The organism is Pseudomonas sp. ADPe, from assembly GCF_014843515.1.
GTDB classification, from domain to species: Bacteria; Pseudomonadota; Gammaproteobacteria; order Pseudomonadales; family Pseudomonadaceae; genus Pseudomonas; species Pseudomonas citronellolis.
Window position 1 is genome coordinate 1,050,378 of record NZ_CP062122.1, and the last position, 22,003, is coordinate 1,072,380.

Annotated in this window: 17 protein-coding genes; 7 read left to right on the plus strand and 10 right to left on the minus strand. The window is 69.6% G+C overall.

All coding sequences use genetic code 11. The features are described from left to right. Window positions 1-201: 201 nt before the first annotated feature. Window positions 202-2,634, plus strand: a complete 2,433-nt coding sequence (locus IG194_RS04785) for a DUF3772 domain-containing protein (RefSeq protein WP_058490666.1) — start codon at window positions 202-204, stop codon at window positions 2,632-2,634. Window positions 2,635-3,348: 714 nt separating this feature from the next. Here IG194_RS04785 and IG194_RS04790 read toward each other — a convergent pair. Next, a complete protein-coding gene (locus IG194_RS04790) occupies window positions 3,349-5,283 on the minus strand; it encodes a DEAD/DEAH box helicase (RefSeq protein WP_058490667.1) in 1,935 nt (644 codons plus the stop codon). Window positions 5,284-5,368: 85 nt separating this feature from the next. Beyond that, the gene (fabF, locus tag IG194_RS04795; protein ID WP_058490668.1) at window positions 5,369-6,646 is read right to left on the minus strand and encodes a beta-ketoacyl-ACP synthase II; all 1,278 of its coding nucleotides are present in this window, start codon (window positions 6,644-6,646) and stop codon (window positions 5,369-5,371) included. Window positions 6,647-6,800: 154 nt separating this feature from the next. Between fabF and IG194_RS04800 the strand changes: the two genes are divergently transcribed. Further along, on the plus strand, window positions 6,801-7,286 hold the full coding sequence (locus IG194_RS04800; protein ID WP_009623540.1) for a GFA family protein: 486 nt from the start codon (window positions 6,801-6,803) through the stop codon (window positions 7,284-7,286). Here IG194_RS04800 and egtB read toward each other — a convergent pair. Continuing rightward, entirely contained in the window at window positions 7,283-9,400 is a 2,118-nt protein-coding gene (gene egtB / locus IG194_RS04805; protein ID WP_058490673.1) for an ergothioneine biosynthesis protein EgtB, read from the minus strand. The two genes, IG194_RS04800 and egtB, sit on opposite strands and share 4 nt — an antisense overlap. A gap of 268 nt (window positions 9,401-9,668) precedes the next feature. On the opposite strand from egtB, the gene bla reads away from it, so the two are divergent. Both bla and IG194_RS04815 read left to right on the plus strand, forming a co-directional pair. Next, complete coding sequence (bla, locus tag IG194_RS04810) at window positions 9,669-10,553, plus strand: class A beta-lactamase (protein ID WP_058490675.1); 885 nt, start codon at window positions 9,669-9,671, stop codon at window positions 10,551-10,553. A 58-nt stretch (window positions 10,554-10,611) separates the two neighbouring features. Beyond that, the gene (locus IG194_RS04815; RefSeq protein ID WP_058491081.1) at window positions 10,612-11,061 is read left to right on the plus strand and encodes an NUDIX hydrolase; all 450 of its coding nucleotides are present in this window, start codon (window positions 10,612-10,614) and stop codon (window positions 11,059-11,061) included. 8 nt (window positions 11,062-11,069) lie between these two features. Here the strand turns inward: IG194_RS04815 and IG194_RS04820 are convergent, their stop codons facing one another. Both IG194_RS04820 and IG194_RS04825 read right to left on the minus strand, forming a co-directional pair. Then, window positions 11,070-11,537 (minus strand): RES family NAD+ phosphorylase, encoded by a 468-nt coding sequence (locus IG194_RS04820; RefSeq protein WP_058490677.1) that lies wholly within the window; start codon window positions 11,535-11,537, stop codon window positions 11,070-11,072. Further along, window positions 11,537-11,995 (minus strand): antitoxin Xre/MbcA/ParS toxin-binding domain-containing protein, encoded by a 459-nt coding sequence (locus IG194_RS04825; RefSeq protein WP_058490679.1) that lies wholly within the window; start codon window positions 11,993-11,995, stop codon window positions 11,537-11,539. Before IG194_RS04825 ends, IG194_RS04820 begins: the two co-directional genes overlap by 1 nt. 469 nt (window positions 11,996-12,464) lie before the next feature. Between IG194_RS04825 and IG194_RS04830 the strand changes: the two genes are divergently transcribed. Both IG194_RS04830 and mdtI read left to right on the plus strand, forming a co-directional pair. Beyond that, window positions 12,465-12,824 carry a multidrug/spermidine efflux SMR transporter subunit MdtJ gene (locus IG194_RS04830; protein WP_009623553.1) on the plus strand — a complete coding sequence of 120 codons (360 nt, stop codon included), beginning with the start codon at window positions 12,465-12,467 and terminating at the stop codon, window positions 12,822-12,824. Next, the gene (gene mdtI, locus IG194_RS04835) at window positions 12,818-13,147 is read left to right on the plus strand and encodes a multidrug/spermidine efflux SMR transporter subunit MdtI (RefSeq protein WP_009623555.1); all 330 of its coding nucleotides are present in this window, start codon (window positions 12,818-12,820) and stop codon (window positions 13,145-13,147) included. The genes IG194_RS04830 and mdtI overlap by 7 nt, the downstream gene beginning before the upstream one ends. A gap of 592 nt (window positions 13,148-13,739) precedes the next feature. On the opposite strand, the gene IG194_RS04840 is transcribed toward mdtI, so the two are convergent. From IG194_RS04840 to IG194_RS04860, 5 genes are all read right to left on the minus strand, one after another. Further along, window positions 13,740-14,669: a chemotaxis protein CheV gene (locus tag IG194_RS04840; RefSeq protein ID WP_058490681.1), complete on the minus strand. Its 930-nt coding sequence runs from the start codon at window positions 14,667-14,669 to the stop codon at window positions 13,740-13,742. A 117-nt stretch (window positions 14,670-14,786) separates the two neighbouring features. Further along, the gene (gene yegS, locus IG194_RS04845; RefSeq protein ID WP_058490683.1) at window positions 14,787-15,680 is read right to left on the minus strand and encodes a lipid kinase YegS; all 894 of its coding nucleotides are present in this window, start codon (window positions 15,678-15,680) and stop codon (window positions 14,787-14,789) included. Between the two features lie 59 nt (window positions 15,681-15,739). Further along, the gene (locus IG194_RS04850) at window positions 15,740-17,299 is read right to left on the minus strand and encodes an FGGY-family carbohydrate kinase (RefSeq protein ID WP_058490685.1); all 1,560 of its coding nucleotides are present in this window, start codon (window positions 17,297-17,299) and stop codon (window positions 15,740-15,742) included. 97 nt (window positions 17,300-17,396) lie between these two features. Next, a complete protein-coding gene (locus IG194_RS04855; RefSeq protein ID WP_058490687.1) occupies window positions 17,397-18,974 on the minus strand; it encodes a glycerol-3-phosphate dehydrogenase/oxidase in 1,578 nt (525 codons plus the stop codon). Between the two features lie 4 nt (window positions 18,975-18,978). Further along, entirely contained in the window at window positions 18,979-20,574 is a 1,596-nt protein-coding gene (locus IG194_RS04860; RefSeq protein ID WP_058490690.1) for an FAD-binding oxidoreductase, read from the minus strand. 124 nt (window positions 20,575-20,698) lie between these two features. Between IG194_RS04860 and IG194_RS04865 the strand changes: the two genes are divergently transcribed. After that, complete coding sequence (locus tag IG194_RS04865) at window positions 20,699-21,727, plus strand: AraC family transcriptional regulator (RefSeq protein ID WP_043267345.1); 1,029 nt, start codon at window positions 20,699-20,701, stop codon at window positions 21,725-21,727. The last annotated feature ends 276 nt before the right edge of the window (window positions 21,728-22,003 follow it).

The window sequence follows — 22,003 nt, forward strand, 5'->3', positions numbered from 1 at the left end:
TGTTCTTGGTGGGGGGATTCTGCCCATTCGGGCGGCCTCGGCTGAACGGTGGCGGCGGCCAAAAGGGGATAGATATGGCCAACATTTATGGCCCTTTACTACAGCGAACCTGCGTATCCCCGCCGGCTCGCTATGCTCTGGGGAATGGCTGCCGGCCCCATCGGTCGAACGGCATGCACCTGGCGAGGGAAGGAAGAAGAGATGTCGGGGGACCGCAAGATTCTGCTCCGTTGCCTATTGATCCTGAACCTGTTCTGCGCCGGCTGGGCCCTGGCCGCGCCGGCCCCGGGCCTGCCCGCCGACGAGCTGCCGACGCTGGCCGACGACGCCGGCCTGCCGACCCTGACCGAGCGCCTGGAAAGCATCCGCCAGGGCGTCTCCGAGCAGGTCGGCGACGACGAGCTGGCGCGCCTGCGCCTGGCCACCCTGGAGGTGCAGAGGATGGCGGGTGAGCGCGGCGACGAGCTGCAGGCCCGCCTCGACCGCCTGTCCGACCAGCTCAACGTGCTCGGCCCGCCGGTCGCGGGCGAGGCCGCCGCCCTGGCACTGCAGCGCACCGAGCTGAACCAGCAGAAGGCCGAACTGCAGGCCCAGGCCACCCAGGCGGCGCAGATCCTGCGTTCGGCCCAGGACCTGGCCGCGCAGATCGTCAACCTGCGCCGCAGCCTGTTCAACTCGCAGATCGCCACCCGCTCCGCGCCGCCCTTCAGCCCCGTCTTCTGGTCCACCCTGACGCGCCCCACCGACGACGACCTGGCGCGCCTGCACAACCTGGGCGACAAGCTCACCGCCGCCCTGGACGACACCTGGCATAACGCGCGCCTGCCGCTGCTGGTCTGCCTGGCCGCCGCCGCGCTGCTGTGGATACCGGGCCGGCGCCTGCTGGAAAAGTTCGCCGGCTACCTGGCCAGCCACTTCATCCCCGAGGGCCGCCTGCGCCGCAGCAGCCTGGCCCTGGCCATCGCCCTGGCCAGCGTGGTCACCTTCGGCGGCGCCGCCGCGCTGGTCCACCAGGGCCTGGACTGGAACGAGGGCCTCGACAACGGCCTGGCCAGCCTGGCCGGGCAGATGGTCACCCTGGCGGTGTTCAGCGCCTTCATCACCGGCCTGGGCCGCGCCCTGCTGATGGTCAGCCGGCCCTCCTGGCGCCTGCTGCCGATCCCGGACACTGCCGCCAGGGCGGTGGCCCACTTCCCCGGGCTGCTGGCGCTAGTGGCCATGCTGCTCGGCGCCCAGGACCGCATCAACAGCGCCATCGGCGCCAGCCTGGCGCTGACCGTAGCGGTCAACGGCCTCACCGCGCTGCTGATCGCCGTGCTCTTCGGCATCGCCCTGCTGCGCCTGCGCCGCAGCGACGAGGAGGACGAGGAACACCCGCGCCCGGCGCTGGCCGGGGTGATCCACCTCATCGCCCTGCTGGTGGTGCTGCTGATCGTCCTGGCGCTGCTCAGCGGCTACCTGTCGCTGGCCTTCTACCTGGCCACCAAGCTGCTGTGGATCAGCGCCGTGGCGGCGACCGGCTACCTGATCACGGCCTTCTTCGGCGACCTCTGCGACACCCTGCTGTCACCGCGCCAGGCCAGCGGCAAGACCCTTGCCCGCGCCCTCGGCCTGTCGTCGCAGCACCAGGCCCAGGCCGCCACCCTGCTGTCCGGGGTGGGCCGCACCCTGCTGGTGCTGATGACGCTGATGGTGATGCTCTCGCCCACCGCCAGCACCCCCGACGAACTGCTCGCCGGCGTCGAGCGCCTGGCCCAGGGCGGCCAGGCCCTGGGCAACCTGAACATCGTCCCGCAGGACATCCTGCTGGCCCTGCTCACCCTGCTCGGCGGGCTGTTCGCCCTGCGCCTGCTCAAGCGCTGGCTGGCCGAGCGGCTGCTGCCGGAAACCAGCATGGACGCCGGCATGCGCGCCTCGCTGGTGACCCTGGTCGGCTACCTCGGCTTCGTCCTGCTCGGCCTGCTGACACTCTCGGCCCTGCGCATCAACCTGACCAGCCTGACCTGGGTGGTCAGCGCCCTGTCGGTGGGCATTGGCTTCGGCCTGCAGGCCATCGTGCAGAACTTCATCAGCGGCCTGATCCTGCTCACCGAGCGCCCGGTGAAGGTCGGCGACTGGGTCAGCCTCGGCGGGGTGGAGGGCGACATCCGCCGGATCAACGTGCGCGCCACGGAAATCCAGCAGTCGGACAACTCCACGGTGATAGTGCCCAACTCGCAACTGATCACCCAGAACGTGCGCAACGTGACCATGGGCGGCGCGCTGGGCAGCGTAGGCATCAGCCTCACGCTGCCGCTGGACACCGACGTGCACAAGGTCCGCGAACTGCTGCTGGCGGCCTACGCCGAACACCCGGCCATCCTGGAAACCCCCAGGCCCTCGGTGAGCTTCACCCAGCTCACCGACCAGGGCCTGACGCTGGCGGCCAGCGGCAGCGTCAGCAGCCCGCGGGGGGTCTCCGGCGCCCGGAGCGATCTGCTGTTCACCATCTTCGGCAGGTTGCGCGAGGAAGGCATCAGCCTGGTGGCGCCAAGGAGTTTGCGGTTGGTGGGGGGTGATGGGCGGTTGGTGGAGGATTCTGCTTCGGGTGAAAAGCCAAAGCCTGAGAGCCCCTCTCCCCAGCCCTCTCCCTGAAGGGAGAGGGGGCTTGTCCGTGCCGGCAGACAGGAATGGTTTCAACCTGAACCTTCATTTCCGGCTGACGCCGAAATATCCACACTCACCGAACGGTCCCCTCTCCCTTCAGGGAGAGGGTTAGGGAGAGGGAACGGACTCAAACGACGCGGCGGAATCTCCGACGAACATCCGTTCGCGAGCAAGCTCGCTCCTACGAAAAGCCAGAGAACCCTCTCCCCAGCCCTCGGCTGCGCGCCCCGCCCTGAAGGGAGAGGGGGCCGTTCGGTGTGAAGCGAAGCGATGGCGCTCGCCAGCAACACCTGGCTATCAGGATGACGCGGGACATATAGCCGCTCAGAACCAGTCCCCTCTCCCTTCAGGGAGAGGGTTAGGGAGAGGGAACGGACTCAAACGACGTAGCGGAATCTCCGGCGAACATCCGTTCGCGAGCAAGCTCGCTCCTACGAAAAGCCAGAGAACCCTCTCCCCAGCCCTCGGCTGCGCGCCCCGCCCTGAAGGGAGAGGGGGCTTGTCCGTGCCGGCGGCTAGGACAGAGTCATCCTGCAACTCCGCTGTCTCAGGCGTGCATCGAGGTGCCGCTTCACTCCGAACGGTCCCCTCTCCCTTCAGGGAGAGGGTTAGGGAGAGGGAACGGACTCAAACGACGCCGCGGAATCTCCGGCAAACATCCGTTCGCGAGCAAGCTCGCTCCTACGAAAAGCCAGAGCGCCCTCAGCCCTTCCTCGCCAACACCGCCGCTGCCCCCTGCGCCTTGCGCGAGTACCAGAACACCCGGCTCACCCCGCGCGTCACGGCCACATAGGCCAATCGCAAACTCTCATCCTGCATCGCCTGGTCATAGCTGTTGCGGAAGAACCCGCTGTGCGCATACAGCACGTTGCGCAACGGATGGCGCTCCGGCGGCGCGCAGTCGTCGATGATGATCGCCACCTCCGCCTGCAGGCCCTTGGCGCGGTGGATGCTCATGGCCTTCACCGGCAGCTTGGCGTCGAGTTGCGCCTGGATCTGCTGCAGCGGCTCGTTGCGCCGGCTCAGCAGCATCACTGCGGTGCTCTCGCGGCTGCCGCGCTGGGCCACGTGTTCGCACTGGGCGCGGATGTCGGCCACCAGCCTGGGCAGGTCGCGGGCCAGGTCGAAGCGGGTTTCCACGCGCACGCCGTGGTCGCCCGGCTGCATCGGCTTGAAGGCGCGGCAGGTCTTGGCCTGCTTGAAGTTCACCTCGGCCAGCACCGACTCGGCATCGCGGATCACCGGCTCGATGCTGCGGTAGTTGGTCTCCAGCAGCAGCACCGTGCTCTGGCGGCTGCGGCCCTTGCTGGGGAAGTGCTTGTCGAAGTCCATGAACAGCTCCGGCGAGCTGCCGCGCCAGCCGTAGATCGACTGCCAGTCGTCGCCGATGGCCATCAGGCTCGGCGCCTTGCCGCTGCGCGCCAGGAAACGGTGCAGGGCCTGCAGCCAGAGGACGATCTGCGGCGAGATGTCCTGGAACTCGTCGATCAGCAGGTGCGTCATCGGCTCGGCCGCTTCCAGCTTCGCCTCGCCCTCGGCAAAGCGCTTGGTGAGCTGCTGGAAGGCGGCGTTGAAGGTGGTCAGGCGCTGGCGCTTGAGCAGGGCCAGGAAGAAGCTCCAGTAGATGGCCAGGGCCTCGAGGAAGATCTTCTCGCGGGTCGAGCAATCCAGCTCGGCCACCTTCAGGTCCTGGGGGCGCAGGCCGAGGCTTTCCATGAAACCGGCCTGGGTGTGGAAGACTTCCACCAGCGGCGCCTCGACGAACTCGCCGGGCAGGCGGAACGGCTGGACCGGCGCCGGGCCCGGCACTTCCTCCGGCTTCTCCAGGCCCAGCAGGCGGTGCACCTTGGCGCGGAAGGCGCCGTTGACCGCGTAGCACTCCTCGTAGGCCTCCAGCAGCAGGCGCTGCTGCGCCGGGCGCAGGCGGCCGCCGGTGAGGGGGTTGTCCGGCTCGTCGGGGTTGCGCTCCTCCAGTTGCTCGAACCAGCGCTGCTTGCCCAGCAGCTCGCGGGCCTGCACGCCCATGGCCGAGTGGAAGGTGCGCACGCATTCGCGGGCGCGGGCCATGTCGAAGGGGTACTGCCAGAAGGCGAGCACGCGCACCAGCTGTTCGCGCAGCTGCGCGCAGGAGGCGTTGGTGAAGGAGATCACCGTGACCTTGTCGGCCTCGATCCCCAGGTGGCAGAGCATGAACACCAGGCGCAGCACCAGGGTGGTGGATTTGCCCGAGCCTGCGCCGGCGAAGATGCGCGCCAGCGGCTGGCGGCAGAGGATCATCGCCCACTGCTCGTCCGACGGCGGGCTGACCACGCCGGCGCTGACCGCCTGGCGCACCCGCTCGCGCATCGCCTCGACCTGTTCCGGGCGCACCGCCAGGGCGCGCGCCGGGTAGATGCCGGCGGGGCCTTCCGCCGCAGGCTTCGCCGAAGCTTTCTCGCCCGCCTCGGCCTTGGGTTTGCGCGGCGCGCGGGGCTTGGCCGCGGCGCCGTCCTGCTTCCGCGCCGTGGCGCGCGGCTTCTTCGCCGTTGGCGCCTGGGCGGCCTCGTTCTGCTCGCGCAGGTAGGCGGTGGTGCGCGGGAAATACCGCGCCAGGGATTCGGACAACAGCAGTTTGTAGCGCCTTACGGCAGACAGCATCGGAAGGCTCCGGCCCTGGAGGATGTCGCTGAATGATAAGGGGTTTCAGTGACGATCCGACAGCGCCGGGCGCCTTGCGTTCGCCTCAGGCGCCGGTCCAGCGGCGCAACAGCACGCTGGCGTTGACGCCGCCGAAGCCGAAGCCGTTGGACAGCGCGTATTCCGTCTGCAGCGCGCGCGGCGCGCCACGCACCAGGTCGATGCCGGCGGCGGCTTCGTCCGGCTCGTCGAGGTTGAGGGTCGCCGGGGCCAACTGGTCGCGCAGGGCCAGCAGGGTGAAGATCGCCTCCAGCCCGCCGGCCGCGCCCAGCAGGTGGCCGGTGGCGGACTTGGTGGCGCTCACCGCCACCGAGCCGGTGTCGCCGAACACCGCGCGGATGGCCGCCAGCTCGCCCTTGTCGCCCACCGGCGTGGAGGTGGCGTGGGCGTTCAGGTGGCCGATCGACGCCGGGTCGATGCCGGCCTGGGCGATGGCCAGCTGCATGGCCCGGCGCGCGCCGCTGCCGTCTTCCGGGCCGGCGGTCAGGTGGTAGGCGTCGGCGCTGGTGCCGTAGCCGACCACTTCGGCCAGGGGCTGCGCGCCGCGGGCCAGGGCGTGCTCCAGCGACTCGATCACCAGCAGCCCGGCGCCCTCGCCCATGACGAAGCCGTCGCGCTGGCGGTCGAAGGGCCGCGAGGCCTGCTGCGGCCGGTCGTTGAAGCCGCTGGACAGTGCCCGCGCCGCGGCGAAGCCGCCCAGGGCAACGCGGTCGATGGAAGCCTCGGCGCCGCCGCACAGGGCGATGTCCGCCTCGCCGGCGCGGATCATCCGCGCGGCATCTCCGATGGCCTGGACGCTGGCGGCGCAGGCGGTCACCGGCGCGCCGATCGGCCCCTTGAAGCCATGGCGGATGGACACGTGGCCGGCCGCCAGGTTGACCAGGAACGACGGGATGGTGAACGGCGACAGGCGCCGCGGCCCGCGCCCGTCCGTGGTGCGCACGGCGTCGGCGATGGCGCTGAAGCCGCCGATGCCCGAGCCGATCACCGTGGCCGTGCGTGTCTGCCCGCGCTCGTCCCGTGGCGCCCAGCCGGCCTGGGCCAGGGCCTCCTCGGCGGCGGCCAGGGCGAAGAGGATGAAGCGGTGCATCTTTTTCTGCTCCTTGGCCGGCGCGGCGCGCTCGGCATCGAAGCCGGCCTCGGCGTCCACGGCGATGTCCGGCACCGGGCCGCCCACCTCGCAGGGCAGGTCGCGGACGAATTCGTCGGCCAGCCGGACGATGCCGGAGCGCCCCTGCAGCAGGCGCTGCCAGGCCTTCTCGGTGCCACATCCGAGGGGGCTGACCACCCCGGTCCCGGTTACCACGATGCGTTGTACGGCCATGATTTCACCTGCATGGGGATGGCTTTGCCATCATTGAATTACGACCAACATATAACATCCCGGGCGAGCCGACCATCCGTCGTCGCGCCCGGCGCGGCGGGGCGCGATCGACCACCCTTGCCCGGGTCCCGTATCCCTACAGAGGAGATCAGCCATGCGACTGGAAGGTTCCTGCCATTGCGGCGCCGTGACCTTCAGCCTGGAGAGCGCCCACCCCTATCCCTACCAGCGCTGCTACTGCTCGATCTGCCGCAAGACCCAGGGTGGCGGGGGCTACGCCATCAACCTCGGCGGCGACGCCGCCAGCCTCAAGGTGCGCGGGCGCAAGCACCTGCGCGTCTATCACGCCAAGCTGCGCGAGCCCGGCCAGCGCACCCGCACCAGCACCGCCGAGCGCAACTTCTGCGGCGAATGCGGCAGCGCCCTGTGGCTGTTCAGCCCGGAATGGCCGGAACTCATCCACCCCTTCGCCTCGGCCATCGACACCCCATTGCCGGTGCCGCCGGAACACACCCACCTGCTGCTGGACTCCAAGGCCCCCTGGGTGGAGGTGGAAAAGCACCCGCGCGACCTGTACTTCGACGGCTACCCGGAGGAGTCCATCGCCGACTGGCACCGGCGCCTGGGGCTGGAGCGCTAGGCCTGCAGGCGGAACACCGCGAAGGCCGGCTCGGCGCTGGTCCAGTGCTCGCGCACCAGCCAGCCGCCGCGCTCGGCCAGCGCGCGAAAGTCGTCGATGGCGTACTTGTAGGAGTTCTCCGTGTGCAGGCGCTCGCCGGCGCGGAACAGGTACTCCATGCCGGCTATGCGCACGCGCTGCTCGACGCGGCTGACCAGGTGCATCTCGATGCGGCTGTGCTCGGGATTCCAGAAGGCCAGGTGGTCGAAGCGGTCGAGCTGGAAATCGGCGTCCAGCTCACGGTTGATGCGCTGCAGCAGGTTGAGGTTGAAGCGCGCGGTCACGCCCTCGGCATCGTTGTAGGCGGCCTCCAGCACTTTCACGTCCTTGCGCAGGTCCACCCCGACGATGAAGCTCGCCCCCGGCCCCAGCAGTTCGTGGGCGCCCTGGAGGAAGGCCAGGGCCTGCTCCGGGGCGAAGTTGCCGATGGTGGAGCCGGGGAAGAAGCCCAGCCGCGGGCCGTCGGCCAGCGCCGGGGGCAGCACCTCCAGGCGGGTGAAGTCGGCGCACAGGGGCTCGACGCACAGCGCCGGGTAGTCGCGCTGCAGGCGCGCGGCGGCCTTGTCCAGGGCCGCCGGGCTGATGTCGATGGGCACGTAGCGGCGGATCTGCGGCGCCGCGTCCAGCAGCAGGCAGGTCTTCTCGCTGGCGCCGCTGCCAAACTCCACCAGGGTGCAGTCGGCCGGGATGCGCTCGGCGAGGGCCGGGGCGATGCGCTTGAGCAACGCGGTCTCGCTGCGCGTGGGGTAGTACTCGCGGGTGCGGCAGATGGCCTCGAACAGCTCGGAACCGGCGGCATCGTAGAAGTACTTGGGCGATAGTTGCCGCGGCTGCAGCGAGAAGCCCGCCTCCAGGTCCTCGGCCAGCTCGCGGGCGCGCGGGTCCAGCGCGGCCTGTTCGGGCAGGTCGCGGGCCAGGCGCAGGCCGGCGAACATCCAACGCTTCTCGGGGTGGAAGAAGTTGCGGTAGCTGGGCCGCGAATGCCCGGCCGGGGTGATGCAGGCACCGCCGCGCAGGACCATCTGGCTGACCATGAACTTGCCGTTGTACTCGCCCACCGCCCCGGCGCCGGGGCGGAAGCCGGGATACGCCGCATAGGCGCTCTGCGTCCACTGCCAGGCGGCGTCGTAGAGCTGGCGCAGGCGGCCGTCGCGGGCGGCCACTTCCCATTCCATCTCGGTGGGCAGGCGCGCGCCGGCCCAGTTGGCGTAGGCGCTGGCCTCGTAGTAGCTGACGTGCAGCACCGGCGCGTCCACGTCCAGCGGGCGCAGGCCGGCCAGGCCGAACTCGTGCCAGCCGTCGTCCTGCCGTCGCCAGTACAGCGGCGCTTCCCAGCCCTCCTCCTGCACTTTGGCCCAGCCGTCGGACAACCAGAACTCCGCGCGCCGGTAACCGCCATCCTCGATGAACGCCAGCCACTGGCCGTTGCTCACCAGCGACTCGGCGATCTCGAAGGGCGCCAGGAAGCAGCGGTGCGCCGGCGCCTCGTTGTCGAAGGCGAAACCCTGGCCGTCATGGCCAATGCCCAGCAGCCCGCCCTGGATCGCCAGGAAGCGCTGCGGCCCGCAGGCCGGGGGCGCATGTCCCTCGCCATAGGCCGGCGCCAGCGGCGACAGGCTGAACAGGTGGAGGATGTCCATCAGCAGCAGTTCCTGGTGCTGCTCCTCGTGGGCCAGGCCCAGGCGCACCAGGGCTTCCAGCTCGGCGTCGGGTTCCCCGTCCAGCAGCGCCTGCATGTGCTCGTCGACGTGCAGCCGGTAGTCGAGCACCCGGTGCAGCGGCGGCCGCGTCAGCATCCCCCGCTGCGGCCGCGGCTGACGAGCGCCCAGGGCCTCGTAGTAGGAATTGAACAGGTAGCCGAAGCTGGCGTCGAACTCGGCGTAGCCGGCCAGCCGCGGCTTGAGCAGGAAGGTCTCGAAGAACCAGGTAGTGTGGGCGATGTGCCACTTGGCCGGGCTGGCGTCGGGCATCGACTGGGCGACCGCGTCCTCGGCGCCGAGGGGGGCGATCAGTTCCTCGCTGTGCCGCCGCGCCTGGCGGTAGGCATCGAGCAGGGATGGGGCCTTGCTGGACATGGGGTGGTCCCCTTTTCCGTGGGCGGGTTCGGAACGCGGGCGGTCATTCGTTCTCGGGGCTGACCTTCTCCGGGTGGAAGGCGCCGCTGCGGCGCACTCATCGGGTTCGAGCCGCGGCCCTGGACAAAGGTTGCAACGAATTGTCGCCGGGGCCGCACCTTTTCAGGGTAGAAGCGCTCGCCGCGCCGGCCGGGAAAAACCGATGGGCGTGCCCGCTTGCCCCACCCCGCCCGGCTGGCCGATAGTCGCGCTTCGACAAGGAGGCAGCATGTTCAGCAGAAGACAGATCAACCGCGCCATGCTCCTGGCGCCCCTGGCCGGCCTGCTCGCCGGCACCGCGCGGGCGGACGGGCAATCCACGCTGGAGCGCCTGCAGCAACTGGAACGCGACAGCGGCGGGCGCCTGGGCGTGGCCGTGCTCGACACCGGCGACGGCCGCCGCTTCGGCCTGCGCGAGGACGAGCGCTTCCCGCTGTGCAGCACCTTCAAGCTGCTGCTCGCCGCCTGCGTCCTGGCCCGCGTGGACCGCGGCGAGGAGCAGTTGGCGCGGCGCATCGTCTACGGCCAGGCGGACTTGGTGGAATATTCGCCGGTCAGCGAGCGCCACGTCGGCCAGCCGGGCATGAGCGTCGCCGAACTCTGCGAGGCGGCGATCACCCTGAGCGACAACGGCGCCGCCAACCTGTTGCTGACCAGCCTGGGCGGCCCCACCGGGCTGACCGACTGGCTGCGCAGCACCGGCGACGACGTCAGCCGCCTGGACCGCAACGAGCCCACCCTCAACCAGGCCCTCCCGGGCGACCCGCGCGACACCAGCACCCCGCGGGCGATGGTCGCCACCCTGCAGCGCCTGCTGCTGGGCGACGTCCTGCAACCCGCCTCGCGCGACCAGTTGAACGCCTGGCTGGCGGCCAACAAGACCGGCGACAAACGCATCCGCGCCGGCCTGCCAACGGGTTGGAAAGTCGGCGACAAGACCGGCACCGGCGAACGCGGCACCAGCAACGACGTGGCCATCCTCCGGCCGCCGGGCCGCGCGCCGATCCTGGTGGCGGCCTACCTCACCGGCAGCCCGGCTCCGGCGGAAAAGCGCGATGCGCTGCTGGCGGAGGTTGGACGGCTGGCGGCGGGGTTGGTGTCGGACCCGGGCTGATATCGCGCTTGAATGGCCGGCGCTATCATTGCCGGCCATTCGTCAGGAGGAAATGAACATGTCCCAGGGAAGGATCCGCGCGGTAGCCCTCTGCGTCTTTCACCACCAGGGGCGAATCCTGGTCAATCAGGCCTACGATCCGGTGAAGGAACAGCATTACTACCGCCCGCTGGGCGGCGGCATCGAGTTCGGCGAAAGCAGCGTCCAGGCCGTGGCGCGGGAGATTCGCGAGGAACTGGGCCTGGAAGTGCTCGAACCGCGCCTGCTGGGCGCACTGGAAAACATCTTCACCTACGCCGGCAGGCCGGGCCACGAGATCGTCATGGTCTACGACGGCCGCTTCGCTGATGCCGAAACCTACCTGCGCACCGAACTGCCGGGCAACGAAAGCGACGGCCAGCCCTTCACCGCCGTCTGGCGCGGCATCGCCGACTTCGATGAAGGCACGCCGCTGTATCCCAATGGACTGGGGGAACTATTGCGCGCCCAGGGACTGTTCGGCGCCTGACAGCCTCGTCAAGCGCGCGTCTGGAACATCCGCTCGTCATACATGAAGTCGTAACTGTCCTCGACCCGCACCCGGCTCATCGCCGGGTGCCGCGGGTTGAGCAGGAGGTTCCACTCCAGCGGCAGTACCGCCGAGGGCACTATCAGGCCGAGCTGTTCGCCGGCCCGCAGCCAGCGGGTGCCGTAGTCCATGCTCGGGCGGTCCGCCGGCAGGCTGTTCCAGCCCTCGGGCAGGTCCCGGGGATCGGGCTTGAGGTAGAGGTCGTCGCCTTCCGGGAGCCGGAAGGCGGTGATCTTCATCGGGAAGGTCGGCCGGCCGCTGGCGTGCACGAAGGTTTCCAGGCAGCAGATGGCCGGCGTCAGGCCCAGGTAGACGACCGGTACGTCACGATGATTCCAGCGCCCGCCGAGGATGGCCGCGCCCTGGCCGCTCAGGTCGCCGGCCCGGGCCGCCTTGGCGACGCGCCAGGCCCGCATCAGGCGGCCCCGCCCCACTCCAGCGCGTGCAGCACGCGGCGTACCTGGTTGGCGCCTATCTCGGTGTCGCAGAGGCTCAGCGGCGTCTGGCCGCCAAGGGCCTGGTTGGCGCGCGCCAGCCACTGGGCCGCGGCGTCCTTGTCCTCGAACACCTGCTCTGCCAGCACGGCCACCGAGGCCAGGCGGTCGAGGCGCTCCGAGGTGACCAGGTCCAGCGCCTGGTCGGCCTTCTTCTTGCGCTCGTAGGTGGACAGGGAGATGTTGAACAGCTCGACGAAGCCGGGGCCGCTGATGCGGAAGGTATCGCGCACCGATTCGACCCAGCGCCAGCTCAAGCCGTGGCGGATGTGCTGCAGCCGCTGGGCCTCGGTGAGGCTGGCATGGTCGTGCACCAGATGCCAGAACACCGGGGACGGCGAGTCGCTGCGACGACGATCTTCCGTCTTGATGGCCAACATGCGCCCCTCAAATGATGAAAAATAAAACGTCAAATGAAGGCTACTCTCTTCTGGCGGTTTTGCCCAGCCAGAATGTCGGGAGCAGGTGGGCGCACAGCACGATGAATAAAATATTGCACACCCATCTTGAACAGAAGACTTCCTGCCTGGGCCTCATCACAAGAAAATAACGAATTCCTGCGCCATCGACTCATTGCTTGAGTCTATCGATTTGCCAATCCTCCTAAGTTCAGGCAATATAGTGTTCATTATGTTGAACATAACGATTCAAACCCTCTTCACTTCCCGCCTGGTCTCCCGCGAGCGCCACTGGACCGGCGATCTCTAGCGCCCTCCCTCGAAGTCACGTCTTTGGTGACGATGTACCCGAGCCTATCGCTCGCCCTGCGTCACCTCCCCCGTTCCGACTTTCCGCCTGGCCGCACGTGCAAACGTGGGGGTAGCGGCTTGCCCAAGGGAGGGCTCGCTCATGCGTTCCTGGATCTATCTGTTCGCCGCCATCGGTTTCGAAGTGGTCGGCACCACTTCGATGAAACTCACCACCACCCTGGCCCCGTTCTATGGCCACCTGCTGATGTACGCCATGGTCGGCCTGTCGTACTACTTCCTGTCGCTGGCCATCAAGCGCGTGCCGGTGGGCGTGGCCTACGCCCTCTGGGAGGGCATCGGCATCGTCCTCATCACCCTGGTCAGCGTCGCCTGGCTGGGCGAGAACCTGGCCCCGGAGAAGGTCCTGGGCCTGGCCGTGATGATCGCCGGCATCCTGCTGGTGAAGTCCGGCACCCGCAGCAAGCGCGAGCCGTCCGCAGAGGAGGCCGTCGCATGCTGAGCCTCGATTGGGTTCCGTTCGCCTGGCTGGGCCTGGCGATCGTGCTGGAAGTGATCGCCAACCTGCTGCTGAAGTATTCCGACGGCTTCCGCAGGCGCGCCCTGGGCGTCACCTCTATCCTCTGCGTGCTGGGCGCCTTCTCGGCCCTGGCGCAGGCGGTGAAGGACATAGAACTGTCGGTGGCCTATGCGGTGTGGGGCGGCTTCGGCATCCTCGCCACCGTGGCCATGGGCTGGGCCCTGTTCGGCCAGCGCCTGGTGTGGCGTGGCTGGCTCGGGTTGGGCTTGCTGGTGGCGGGGATGGCGCTGCTGAAGCTGGCCTGAGGAAACGAAAACGGGGCGCCGCATTGGCGCCCCGTTTTCGTTTGGGAGTGACGGATACCTGTGGGAGCGGGCCCTGCCCGCGATTTCGCGCGCAGGGCGCGCTCCTACAAGGGCACGGCGTATGGGCGACCTGTAGCGGATCTCATCCGCGAATCGCGCCGGGATGGCCGGCTATCGCGGACAAAGTCCGCGGTTGAACTACGTGCCTCACGGAAACCTGTAGGAGCAGGCCCTGCCTGCGAAATCGCGCGCAGGGCGCGCTCCTACAGGGGCACGGCGTATGGGCAACCTGTAGCGGATCTCATCCGCGAATCGCGCCGATATGTCCGGCTATCGCGGACAAGGTCCGCTCCTACGCCGCCCCACCCGCGCCATTCCCCTGTAGGAGCGCGCCCTGCGCGCGAAATCGCGGGCAGGGCCCGCTCTACACGGGAGGCATGGTATTTCACCGTAGGATGGGTTGAGCGAAGCGATACCCATCACCGTGGCAGCATGGGTTTCGCAAGCTCAACCCATCCTACGAAGAGCACCTCGGCGCGACCCGCAAGACAGGTTGACGCCGAACCACCCAGCCGTGCCGGGCGGTCACGGCTCAGGCCGGCAGCCTCTCCAGGCGCCGGCGGATCACGTCCACCAGCAGGTCCGGCTGGAACTTGGAGAGGAAGTCGTCGCAGCCCACCTTGCGCACCATGGCATCGTTGAAGCTGCCCGACAGCGAGGTGTGCAGCACCACGTAGAGCCCGGCCAGGCGCGGGTCGTTGCGGATCTCGGTGGTCAGGCGGTAGCCGTCCATCTCCGGCATCTCGGCGTCGGTGAAGACCATCAGCAGCTTCTCGTCCATGTCCTCGCCGGCGTTGGCCCAGGCCTGCAGCTGGCGCAGCGCGCGCAGGCCGTCGGTGGCCACGTGCAGCTTCAGGCCGAGCTGGCCGAGGGTGTCGCGCAGTTGGTTAACGGCGACGCTGGAGTCGTCCACCACCAGCACCTCGCGGCCGCTGGTCTGCGCCAGCAGGTCGTCGTCCAGGCGCTCGGCGGAGACGCGGGTGTTCATCGGCACGATCTCGGCCAGCACCTTCTCCACGTCGATGATTTCCACCAGGCGCTCGTCGATGCGGGTGATGGCGGTCAGGTAGTGCTGGCGCCCGGCCCCGCCGGGCGGCGGCTGCACCGCCTCCCAGTTGAGGTTGAGGATGCGCTCCACGCCACCGACCAGGAAGGCCTGCACCGAGCGGTTGTACTCGGTGACGATGATGGTGCTGCGCTCCTCGGGGCGCAGCGGGCGCATGCCGATGGCATGGGACAGGTCGATCACCGGCAGGGTCTGGCCGCGCAGGTTGATCACCCCGCAGATCATCGGGTGGCGCTGCGGGATCAGCGTCAGGCGCGGCAGTTGCAGCACCTCCTGGACCTTGAACACGTTGATCGCGAACTGCTGCCGGCCGGCCAGGCGGAACACCAGGATTTCCAGGCGGTTCTGCCCCACCAGTCGGGTGCGTTGATCGACGCTGTCGAGAATGCCGGCCATGGGGGCTCCTGAAATCGGGATGAATAGCGTGTCGCTGTATCGGCCAGAATTCCGGCGACGAAATACTGGCGCAACGCCATCATGCCTCAGAAGCCCGTTCCGGGCCAGCCCCGGTGATCAGCCGCCGAGCAGCGGCGAATCCGCCGGCAAATGCAGGCGCAGCGCTGCCGGACGCACCTCGAAACGCGCCCGGCTGGCCTGAAGGGGCTCGCCATCGAGATTGATCGCCAGGCCCTCACCCGCCTCCAGTTCGAGCCACGGCAGGCGCGCGCGGACGAACAGCTCCTGCAGCCCGCCACCGCTGCCGAGCAGGCTGCCCAGGGCGGACAGCATGTCGCCCGGCGCCGGCAATATGCTGACGTCGAGCAGGCCGTCGTCGGCCAGCGCCTGGGCGCACAGCGGATGCCCGCCGCCGGCCTGGCGGCCGTTGCCGATGCCCAGGGCGAGGAATTCGCCCTGCCAGTCGAAGCCCGGGCCGCGGAAGTGGCCTTCGGCCGAGTGCACCTCGGAGAAGCGGCTGATCCCGGTCAGCAGGTAGGCCGCGCTGCCCAGGGCTTTCTTCAGGTCTTCGGAGGTGTTGGCCGTGACCGTGGAACCGAAGCCGCCTGTGGCCATGTTGAGGAAGATGCGCCCCTCCACCTCGCCCAGGTCGATGGGCCGCGCCGCCTCCTCCAGCAGGCCCAGCGCCGCGGCCTGCTCCAGCGGGATGCCGGCGGCGCGGGCGAAGTCGTTGGCCGTGCCCAGCGGCAGCAGCGCCAGGCTGGCCTCGGCATCGGCCCGGTACAGCGCCTCGGCCACGGCCCGCGCGGTGCCGTCGCCGCCGCCGGCGACCAGCGTCGGGTAGCCGGCCGCCAGGGCCTCGCCGACCAGGCGCTCGGCATCGCCCTCCTCCCAGGTGACGCGCACGTCCAGCCGCCAGCCGGCCTCGCGGCGCGCCAGCACCGCCGCGCGCACCTCGTCGTTGGCCGCCTGCTTGCCGTGCAGGATGAGCATCGCTTCGGGTTTCGCCATGGTCCCTCTCCCCTCCTTGAAGTCCATTCACTATGGACCATCGAACCGGGGCGCGAAGTTCAGGCCGGGTAGCCGGTGATCTCGCGGATGCTCCGGTACAGCGGCTTCAGTTGCCGGTACATGCGCTGGTAGACCTCGCGGTACAGCCGCTCGTAGGTGCGCTGCGCCTGCGGGCGCGGCTGGAACACCTCACCGACGCGGGTCATGGCGGCGATGGCGGCGGCGAAGTCCGGGAACAGCCCCAGCCCCACCGCGCAGTCGATGGCCGCGCCCAGGCCGGAGGCCTCGTAGACATGCGGGCGCTCCGCCGGCAGGCCGAAGATGTCGGCGGTCAGTTGCATGGCCGCGTCGCTCTGGGAGCCGCCGCCGGCCACGCGCAGGCGCTCGATGCGGGTGCCGGAGCGCTTCTCGATGCGCTCCTTGCCCTGGCGCAGCGCATAGGCCAGGCCTTCGAGGATGGCGCGGTAGATGTGCGCGCGGGTATGCACGTCACCGAAACCGATGATCGCACCCTTGGCTTCCAGGCCGGGTTCGCGGATGCCCGGCGTCCAGTAGGGCTGCAGCATCAGGCCCATGGAGCCGGGGGGCACCTGCTCGACCAGTTCGTCGAACAGCTTCTCCGGCTCCACGCCCAGCTCGGCGGCGCGCTGCATCTCGCGCAGGCCGAACTCGCGCTTGAACCAGCTGACCATCCAGAAGCCGCGGTAGATCATGACTTCGGTGTTGAAATGGTCGGGAATCGCCGCCGGGTACGGCGGGATCAGCGGGATGGTTTCCAGGTAGCGCGCACGGGTGGTGTTGATGGTCGCGGTGGTGCCGTAGGACAGGCAGGCCACGCTGGGTTCGATGGCCCCGGCGCCGAGCACCTCGCAGGCCTTGTCGGCGCCGGCGGCGATCAGCGGCAGGCCCTCGGGGATGCCGGTGTGGCGGCTGGCCTCGGCGCTGATCGTGCCGAGCCTGGCGCCGGGCTTGAACAGCTCCGGCAATTGTTCCTGGCGCACCTTCACCGCCTGCCATTTCCAGTCCCGCGGGGCGGCCCACTTCAGGCGTTTGTAGTCGAACGGCAGGTAGGCCACGCTGCACGCCAGGGAATCGACGAAGCGCCCGCACAGGCGATGGGTGAGGAAGCCGGACAACAGCAGCACCTTGTGCGTGGCCGCGTGCAACTCCGGCTGCTGCTGAGCGACCCAGTTGACCTCGGCCTGGCTGCGGAAGTAATCCACCGCGCCCTCGGCGCCGGCCAGCTTGAACAGCCAGCCCCAGGGCCCCTTGATGCGGCCCTCGACCTCGGCGCGGCGCTGGTCCAGCCAGAGGATCGCCGGACGCAGCGGCTTGCCCTGCCCATCGACGTGGATCACGGTGCCACGCTGGGTGGTCAGCGACACGCCGCGGATCAGGCTGCGGTCGATGCCGCTCTGCGCCCAGAGCAACTGGCAGGCCTCGCCGAGCTTGGCCCAGTAATACTCCGGGTCCTGCTCGGCCCAGCCGGGCTGGCTGGAATAGTAGGCCTCCAGCTCGACCTTGCCCTTGCCCACCAGGTTGCCGGCGAGGTCGAAGAGCAGCGCGCGCACGCTCTGGGTGCCGTTGTCGATGGCCAGCAGGTAGCTCTGTTCGCTCAAGGTGCGATCCTTCTCGTCAGGGGATCTTGCCGGTGATGGGTATCGCCGCGCCGATGGCACGGGCTCCACGTAGGATGGGTTGAGCCTGCGATACCCATCACGCTTCACCCGGCAAGCTATAACAGCGCCGCCAAAGCTCCAGATAGGCGCGCTCTTCTTCATGCCAGCGCTCGTCGTCCCAGCCCAGGCGCGCCTGGCACAGCGCGCGGATGGCCGGCAGTTCGCCGGCGCCGCCGTTCTCCAGCAGCAGGCCCAGGCGCGTGCGGCGCAGCAGCAGGTCGTCCAGGTGCAGCACCAGCTCGCCTTCGGCGGCCCAGGCCAGTTCGGCCCACAGGCAGTCGCTGTCGCCCACCCGCCCGTTGCCGACTTCCGCCAGCAACCTCGCCAGTTGCGGCAGGTTGCGGCCGTGGCGGCCGGCCAGGCGCCGCCGCTGCTGCGGGCCCAGGCCGGGCAGGTCGACCTCGGGCACTGCGGCAAAAATTGCTGAGCCGCTATCCTCCAGCGTCTTGCCGAGCATGGGCGCGCAGGCCTGCAGCACTTCCAGGGCCAGCAGGCGGAAGGTGGTCAGCTTGCCGCCGGCCAGGGTCACGCAGCCGGGCTCCTGCCACAGGGCGTGCTCGCGCTTCTCGTCCGAGGGTTTCTTCCGCGCCGCGCCGCTGCTGACCACCGGGCGCACGCCGGCCCAGGTCGAACGGATGTCGGCCCGGCCGATGCACGCGGCGGGGAACTGCTGCGCGCAGGCGGCCAGCAGGTAGTCGACTTCCTCCTCGCTGATGCGGGCATCGCTGTCCAGGCCGTCGCCATGGTCCAGGTCGGTGGTGCCGACCACGCTGGCGCCCTCCCAGGGGAAGACGAACACCGGGCGCCGGTCCGCCGCGTGCATGAAGCTGAAGGCGTGGGCCACCGGCAGGCGCCAGGCCGGCAGCAGCAGGTGGCTGCCGCGCAGGGGGCGGATGTGCTCGTCGCCTTCCCTGCGGCGCAGGTCGTCGGCCCAGGCGCCGGCGGCCAGGGCCACCGCGCCGGCGCGCAAGACGAAGCGCTCGCCGCTCTCCCGGTCCTCGGCCAGCAGGCCGCTCACCCGGCCGCCTTCCCGTCTCAGTTCCAGCACGCGCAGGCCGTTGAGCGCCTCGCCGCCGTCGGCGCGGGCCTCGTCCAGCACGCGCATGACCAGGCGGGCGTCGTCCACCACCGCATCGGCGAAGCGCGTGCCGCCCAGCAGGCCGTCCTCCTTCAGCCCCGGCGCCAGGTAGCGCAGTTGCTGCAGCGGGTAATAGAGGTGGTTGCGCTTGCCGGCCAGGGCGTCGTACACGGCCAGCAGGCCGCCGAACACCTTCGGCCCGGGGAAGCCGCCGCGGTAGTGCGGCATGATGAAGCTCAACGGCTCCACCAGCCCCGACGCCTCGCCGAGCAGGCGCTGGCGCTCGCGCACCGAGTCGCGGGTCAGGCCGAACTGGCCCTTGGCGATGTAGCGCAGGCCGCCGTGGACCATCTTCGAGGAACGGCTGGAGGTGCCCCAGGCGAAGTCGCGCTGCTCCAGCAGCAGGCAGCGCCAGCCGCGCCGCGCGGCCTCACGGAGGATGCCGGCGCCGGTGATGCCGCCGCCGACCACGATCAGGTCCCAGTCGCGCCCGGCCAGTTCGGCCAGCGCCTGCCGACGCCAGGCGGCGTTCCACATGGCGTCAGTCCTGCAGCAGGGTGCCGGGGTTGAGCCGGCCCGCGGGGTCGAAATGGCCGGCCAGGGCGCGCAGGGTGGCCATGCCCAGTTCGCCCTTCTCCAGCGCCAGGTAGGGCGCGTGGTCGCGGCCCACGCCGTGCTGGTGGCTGATGGTGCCGCGGTTCTCTACGATCGTCCGGCTGGCGGCCTGCTTGAGCCGGCGCCAGCGCTCATGGGTGGCGGCATAGCTGGACGCCGGGCGGAACACGTAGGTGGTGTAGATGCTGGAGCCTTCGCCATAGACGTGGGACAGGTGGCTGAACACGTGCACCCGCTCGCCCTCCGCCGCCAGGCCGTCGCGCAGGCTGGCCTCGATGCGCTGCATCAGGTTGTCGACGTTGCTCCAGTCGGTGGCGGTCTCCAGGGTGTCCACCACGTAGCCGGCCTGCCAGAGCGTCTCGCGCAGGTAGGGCGAGCGGAAGCGGCTGGCTTCCCACTTGTGCCCCAGCAGGGTGCCGGTGAACACCCCGCCGAAGCCCTTCAGCAGGCGCCGCGCGAGCTTCAGCGAAGCGGCGTTCTGCGCGCGGCTGCCGGTGACGCCGAAGGTCAGCATGCACTTGCCCTCGCCCGCCCCGCGCCATTTCAGGTAGCGCTCCAGCCAGGCGATCTGCCCGGGATGGCCGGCCAGGGTCAGCTGGGTGCGGGTTTCCACCGCGTTGGACAGGCGCAGCATGGACAGCTGCACCCGCGCCTGGGCCAGGCTGCGGATGGCCGCCAGGCCCTGCTCCCAGGACGGCAGGAAGACCACGTAGAAGCGCTCCTGCTCGGCCAGTCGCGAGACGCGCACCTTGACCGAGGAGATGACGCCGAAGCGGCCCTCCGAGCCCAGCACCAGCTCGCGCAGGTCGGGGCCGGCGGAGGATGCCGGGAAGGTGGGGATTTCCAGCGGCCCGGCGAAGGTCTCCAGGGTGCCGCCGGCGAACAGCTGCTCGATGCGCCCGTAGCGCAGCGACTGCTGGCCGCTGGAGCGGCTGGCCACCCAGCCGCCGAGGGTCGACAGCTCCCAGGACTGCGGGAAGTGGCCGAGGGTGTAGCCACGGGCGCGCAATTGGCTTTCCACCTGCGGGCCGTTGGCGCCGGGGCCGAAGGTGGCCACCAGGCTTTCCTCGTCCAGCTCCAGCAGGCGGTTCATGTGCGCCAGGGAAACGGTCAACACCGGCTTGTCGGAGGCCGGCGGGTTGATGTGCCCGGCCACCGAGGTGCCGCCGCCGTAGGGGATCAGCAGGCAATCGGTGCGTTCGGCATAGCGCAGCAGTTCGCGGATCTGCTCGGCGCTCTGCGGGTAGGCCACGCCGTCGGGGAAGCGGCCGAACTCGCCCTCGCGCATGGCCAGCCAGTCCGGCAGGCTCTGGCCGCGGGCGTGCAACAGGCGGTCCATGGGTTCGCGCAGCAGCAGCGGGTGCTCGGCCAGGCGCGAGGCCGGCACCTTGGCCAGCACGGCGTCGAGGCTGGCATCGGGCAGCACGAGGCCGGGGCCGATCTGCTCGGCGAGAAAGGTCCGGCCCGAGCCGGGCAGTTCCATCGAAGTGCTTTCCTCACCCCAGCCATTCCAGCGTCGCATGCCTGCCGTGCTCCTGTTCCGGTCGCTCGCAATGGCTGCCTATACTAGTCGGCCACCCGGGCCTGTCACTGTCGGATCGGGCCAGCGCCAGTCGCCAATAGAGCCACCAGAACAAGAGCGCACCATGCACGCCCTCGGCTATACCTCCGTACCCGCCCTGCTCAAGTACCTGCGCCAGGCCGAGCACCTCGGCCTGGACGTCGACGCCGCCCTGCGGGCCGCCGACCTCACCCGCGCGCAGCTGGCCGACAACAGCCAGCGCCTGCCCAGCGAAGCCCACGAACGCCTGCTCGGCTATTTCTGCGAGCACGCCAATGATCCGCTGTTCGGCCTGCACGCCGCGCGTTTCGTGCAGCCGGGCTCCTGGAGCGTGCTCGGCTACATCACCATGAACTGCGCCACCCTGGGCGAGGCGATGAACCGCATCATCCCCTACGAGAAGCTGGTGGGGGACATGGGCGTGAGCCGCGTCGAACCGGGCGACGGCCACGTGCGCCTGGTCTGGAACTGCCGCCACCAGGCCGCCGACATCCGCCGCCACATGGTGGAGAACGTGCTGGCCTCCTGGCTGCTCTACGCGCGCTGGATCGCCGATTTCGAGGGCTCGCCCGAGGAAGTCTGGTTCGAGCACCCGCAGCCGGCCGGCACCGAGCTGGCCGAGTACGAGCGGCTGTTCGGCTGCCCGGTGCGCTTCGAGAAACCCTGCAGCGCCCTGTTGGTGCCGCTGCCCCTGCTGGCTTTTCCGCTACGCCAGGCCGACGCCAACCTGCTGCGCACCCTGGAAGAACACGCCCTGGCCATGATGGCCGAACTGGACGACGACGAACCGCTGCCGCTACGGGTGAAGAACGCCCTGCGCCTGCTGATGAAGGACGGCCTGCCGCGCAAGGAACGCGTCGCCGAGCGCTTCGACATGACCGTGCGCACCCTGCAGCGCCACCTGCAGCAGGCCGGCACCAGCTACCAGCAGATCCTCGACACGCTGCGCCAGGAGCTGGCCGAGCACTACCTGCTGCACAGCGACCTGCAGATCCAGGACATCGCTCAGTACCTGGGTTTCACCGAATCGCGCTCCTTCCACCGCAGCTTCAAGGGCTGGACCGGGGAGACGCCGGGGGAATACCGCCAGCGCCATCGGCCGGCGGCGGGGTGAGTAGATTCGCGGGCAAATGCCGGGAGGCACGGCATGCCCCCTGTAGGAGCAACTGTCTTGCCGGCCGCGCCGGGGTGCTCTTCGTAGGATGGGTCGAGCTTGCGAAACCCATGCGGTGGCGGTGATGGGTATCGCTTCGCTCAACCCATCCTACGGGGCCTTGTGTTTACCGGAGGTGTAGCGGGCCCTGCCCGCGATTCGCGCGCAGGGCGCGCTCCTACATGGAATGGTGCGGGTGGGGCGGCGTAGGAGCGGATCTTATCCGCGAATCGCGCC

Bases quoted from the DNA above. Each gene is read 5' to 3' on its own strand.
- IG194_RS04785 (WP_058490666.1), top strand. From the start codon at position 202: ATGTCGGGGGACCGCAAGATTCTGCTCCGTTGCCTATTGATCCTGAAC.
- IG194_RS04790 (WP_058490667.1), bottom strand. From the start codon at position 5,283: ATGCTGTCTGCCGTAAGGCGCTACAAACTGCTGTTGTCCGAATCCCTG.
- fabF (WP_058490668.1), bottom strand. From the start codon at position 6,646: ATGGCCGTACAACGCATCGTGGTAACCGGGACCGGGGTGGTCAGCCCC.
- IG194_RS04800 (WP_009623540.1), top strand. From the start codon at position 6,801: ATGCGACTGGAAGGTTCCTGCCATTGCGGCGCCGTGACCTTCAGCCTG.
- egtB (WP_058490673.1), bottom strand. From the start codon at position 9,400: ATGTCCAGCAAGGCCCCATCCCTGCTCGATGCCTACCGCCAGGCGCGG.
- bla (WP_058490675.1), top strand. From the start codon at position 9,669: ATGTTCAGCAGAAGACAGATCAACCGCGCCATGCTCCTGGCGCCCCTG.
- IG194_RS04815 (WP_058491081.1), top strand. From the start codon at position 10,612: ATGTCCCAGGGAAGGATCCGCGCGGTAGCCCTCTGCGTCTTTCACCAC.
- IG194_RS04820 (WP_058490677.1), bottom strand. From the start codon at position 11,537: ATGCGGGCCTGGCGCGTCGCCAAGGCGGCCCGGGCCGGCGACCTGAGC.
- IG194_RS04825 (WP_058490679.1), bottom strand. From the start codon at position 11,995: ATGTTGGCCATCAAGACGGAAGATCGTCGTCGCAGCGACTCGCCGTCC.
- IG194_RS04830 (WP_009623553.1), top strand. From the start codon at position 12,465: ATGCGTTCCTGGATCTATCTGTTCGCCGCCATCGGTTTCGAAGTGGTC.
- mdtI (WP_009623555.1), top strand. From the start codon at position 12,818: ATGCTGAGCCTCGATTGGGTTCCGTTCGCCTGGCTGGGCCTGGCGATC.
- IG194_RS04840 (WP_058490681.1), bottom strand. From the start codon at position 14,669: ATGGCCGGCATTCTCGACAGCGTCGATCAACGCACCCGACTGGTGGGG.
- yegS (WP_058490683.1), bottom strand. From the start codon at position 15,680: ATGGCGAAACCCGAAGCGATGCTCATCCTGCACGGCAAGCAGGCGGCC.
- IG194_RS04855 (WP_058490687.1), bottom strand. From the start codon at position 18,974: ATGTGGAACGCCGCCTGGCGTCGGCAGGCGCTGGCCGAACTGGCCGGG.
- IG194_RS04860 (WP_058490690.1), bottom strand. From the start codon at position 20,574: ATGCGACGCTGGAATGGCTGGGGTGAGGAAAGCACTTCGATGGAACTG.
- IG194_RS04865 (WP_043267345.1), top strand. From the start codon at position 20,699: ATGCACGCCCTCGGCTATACCTCCGTACCCGCCCTGCTCAAGTACCTG.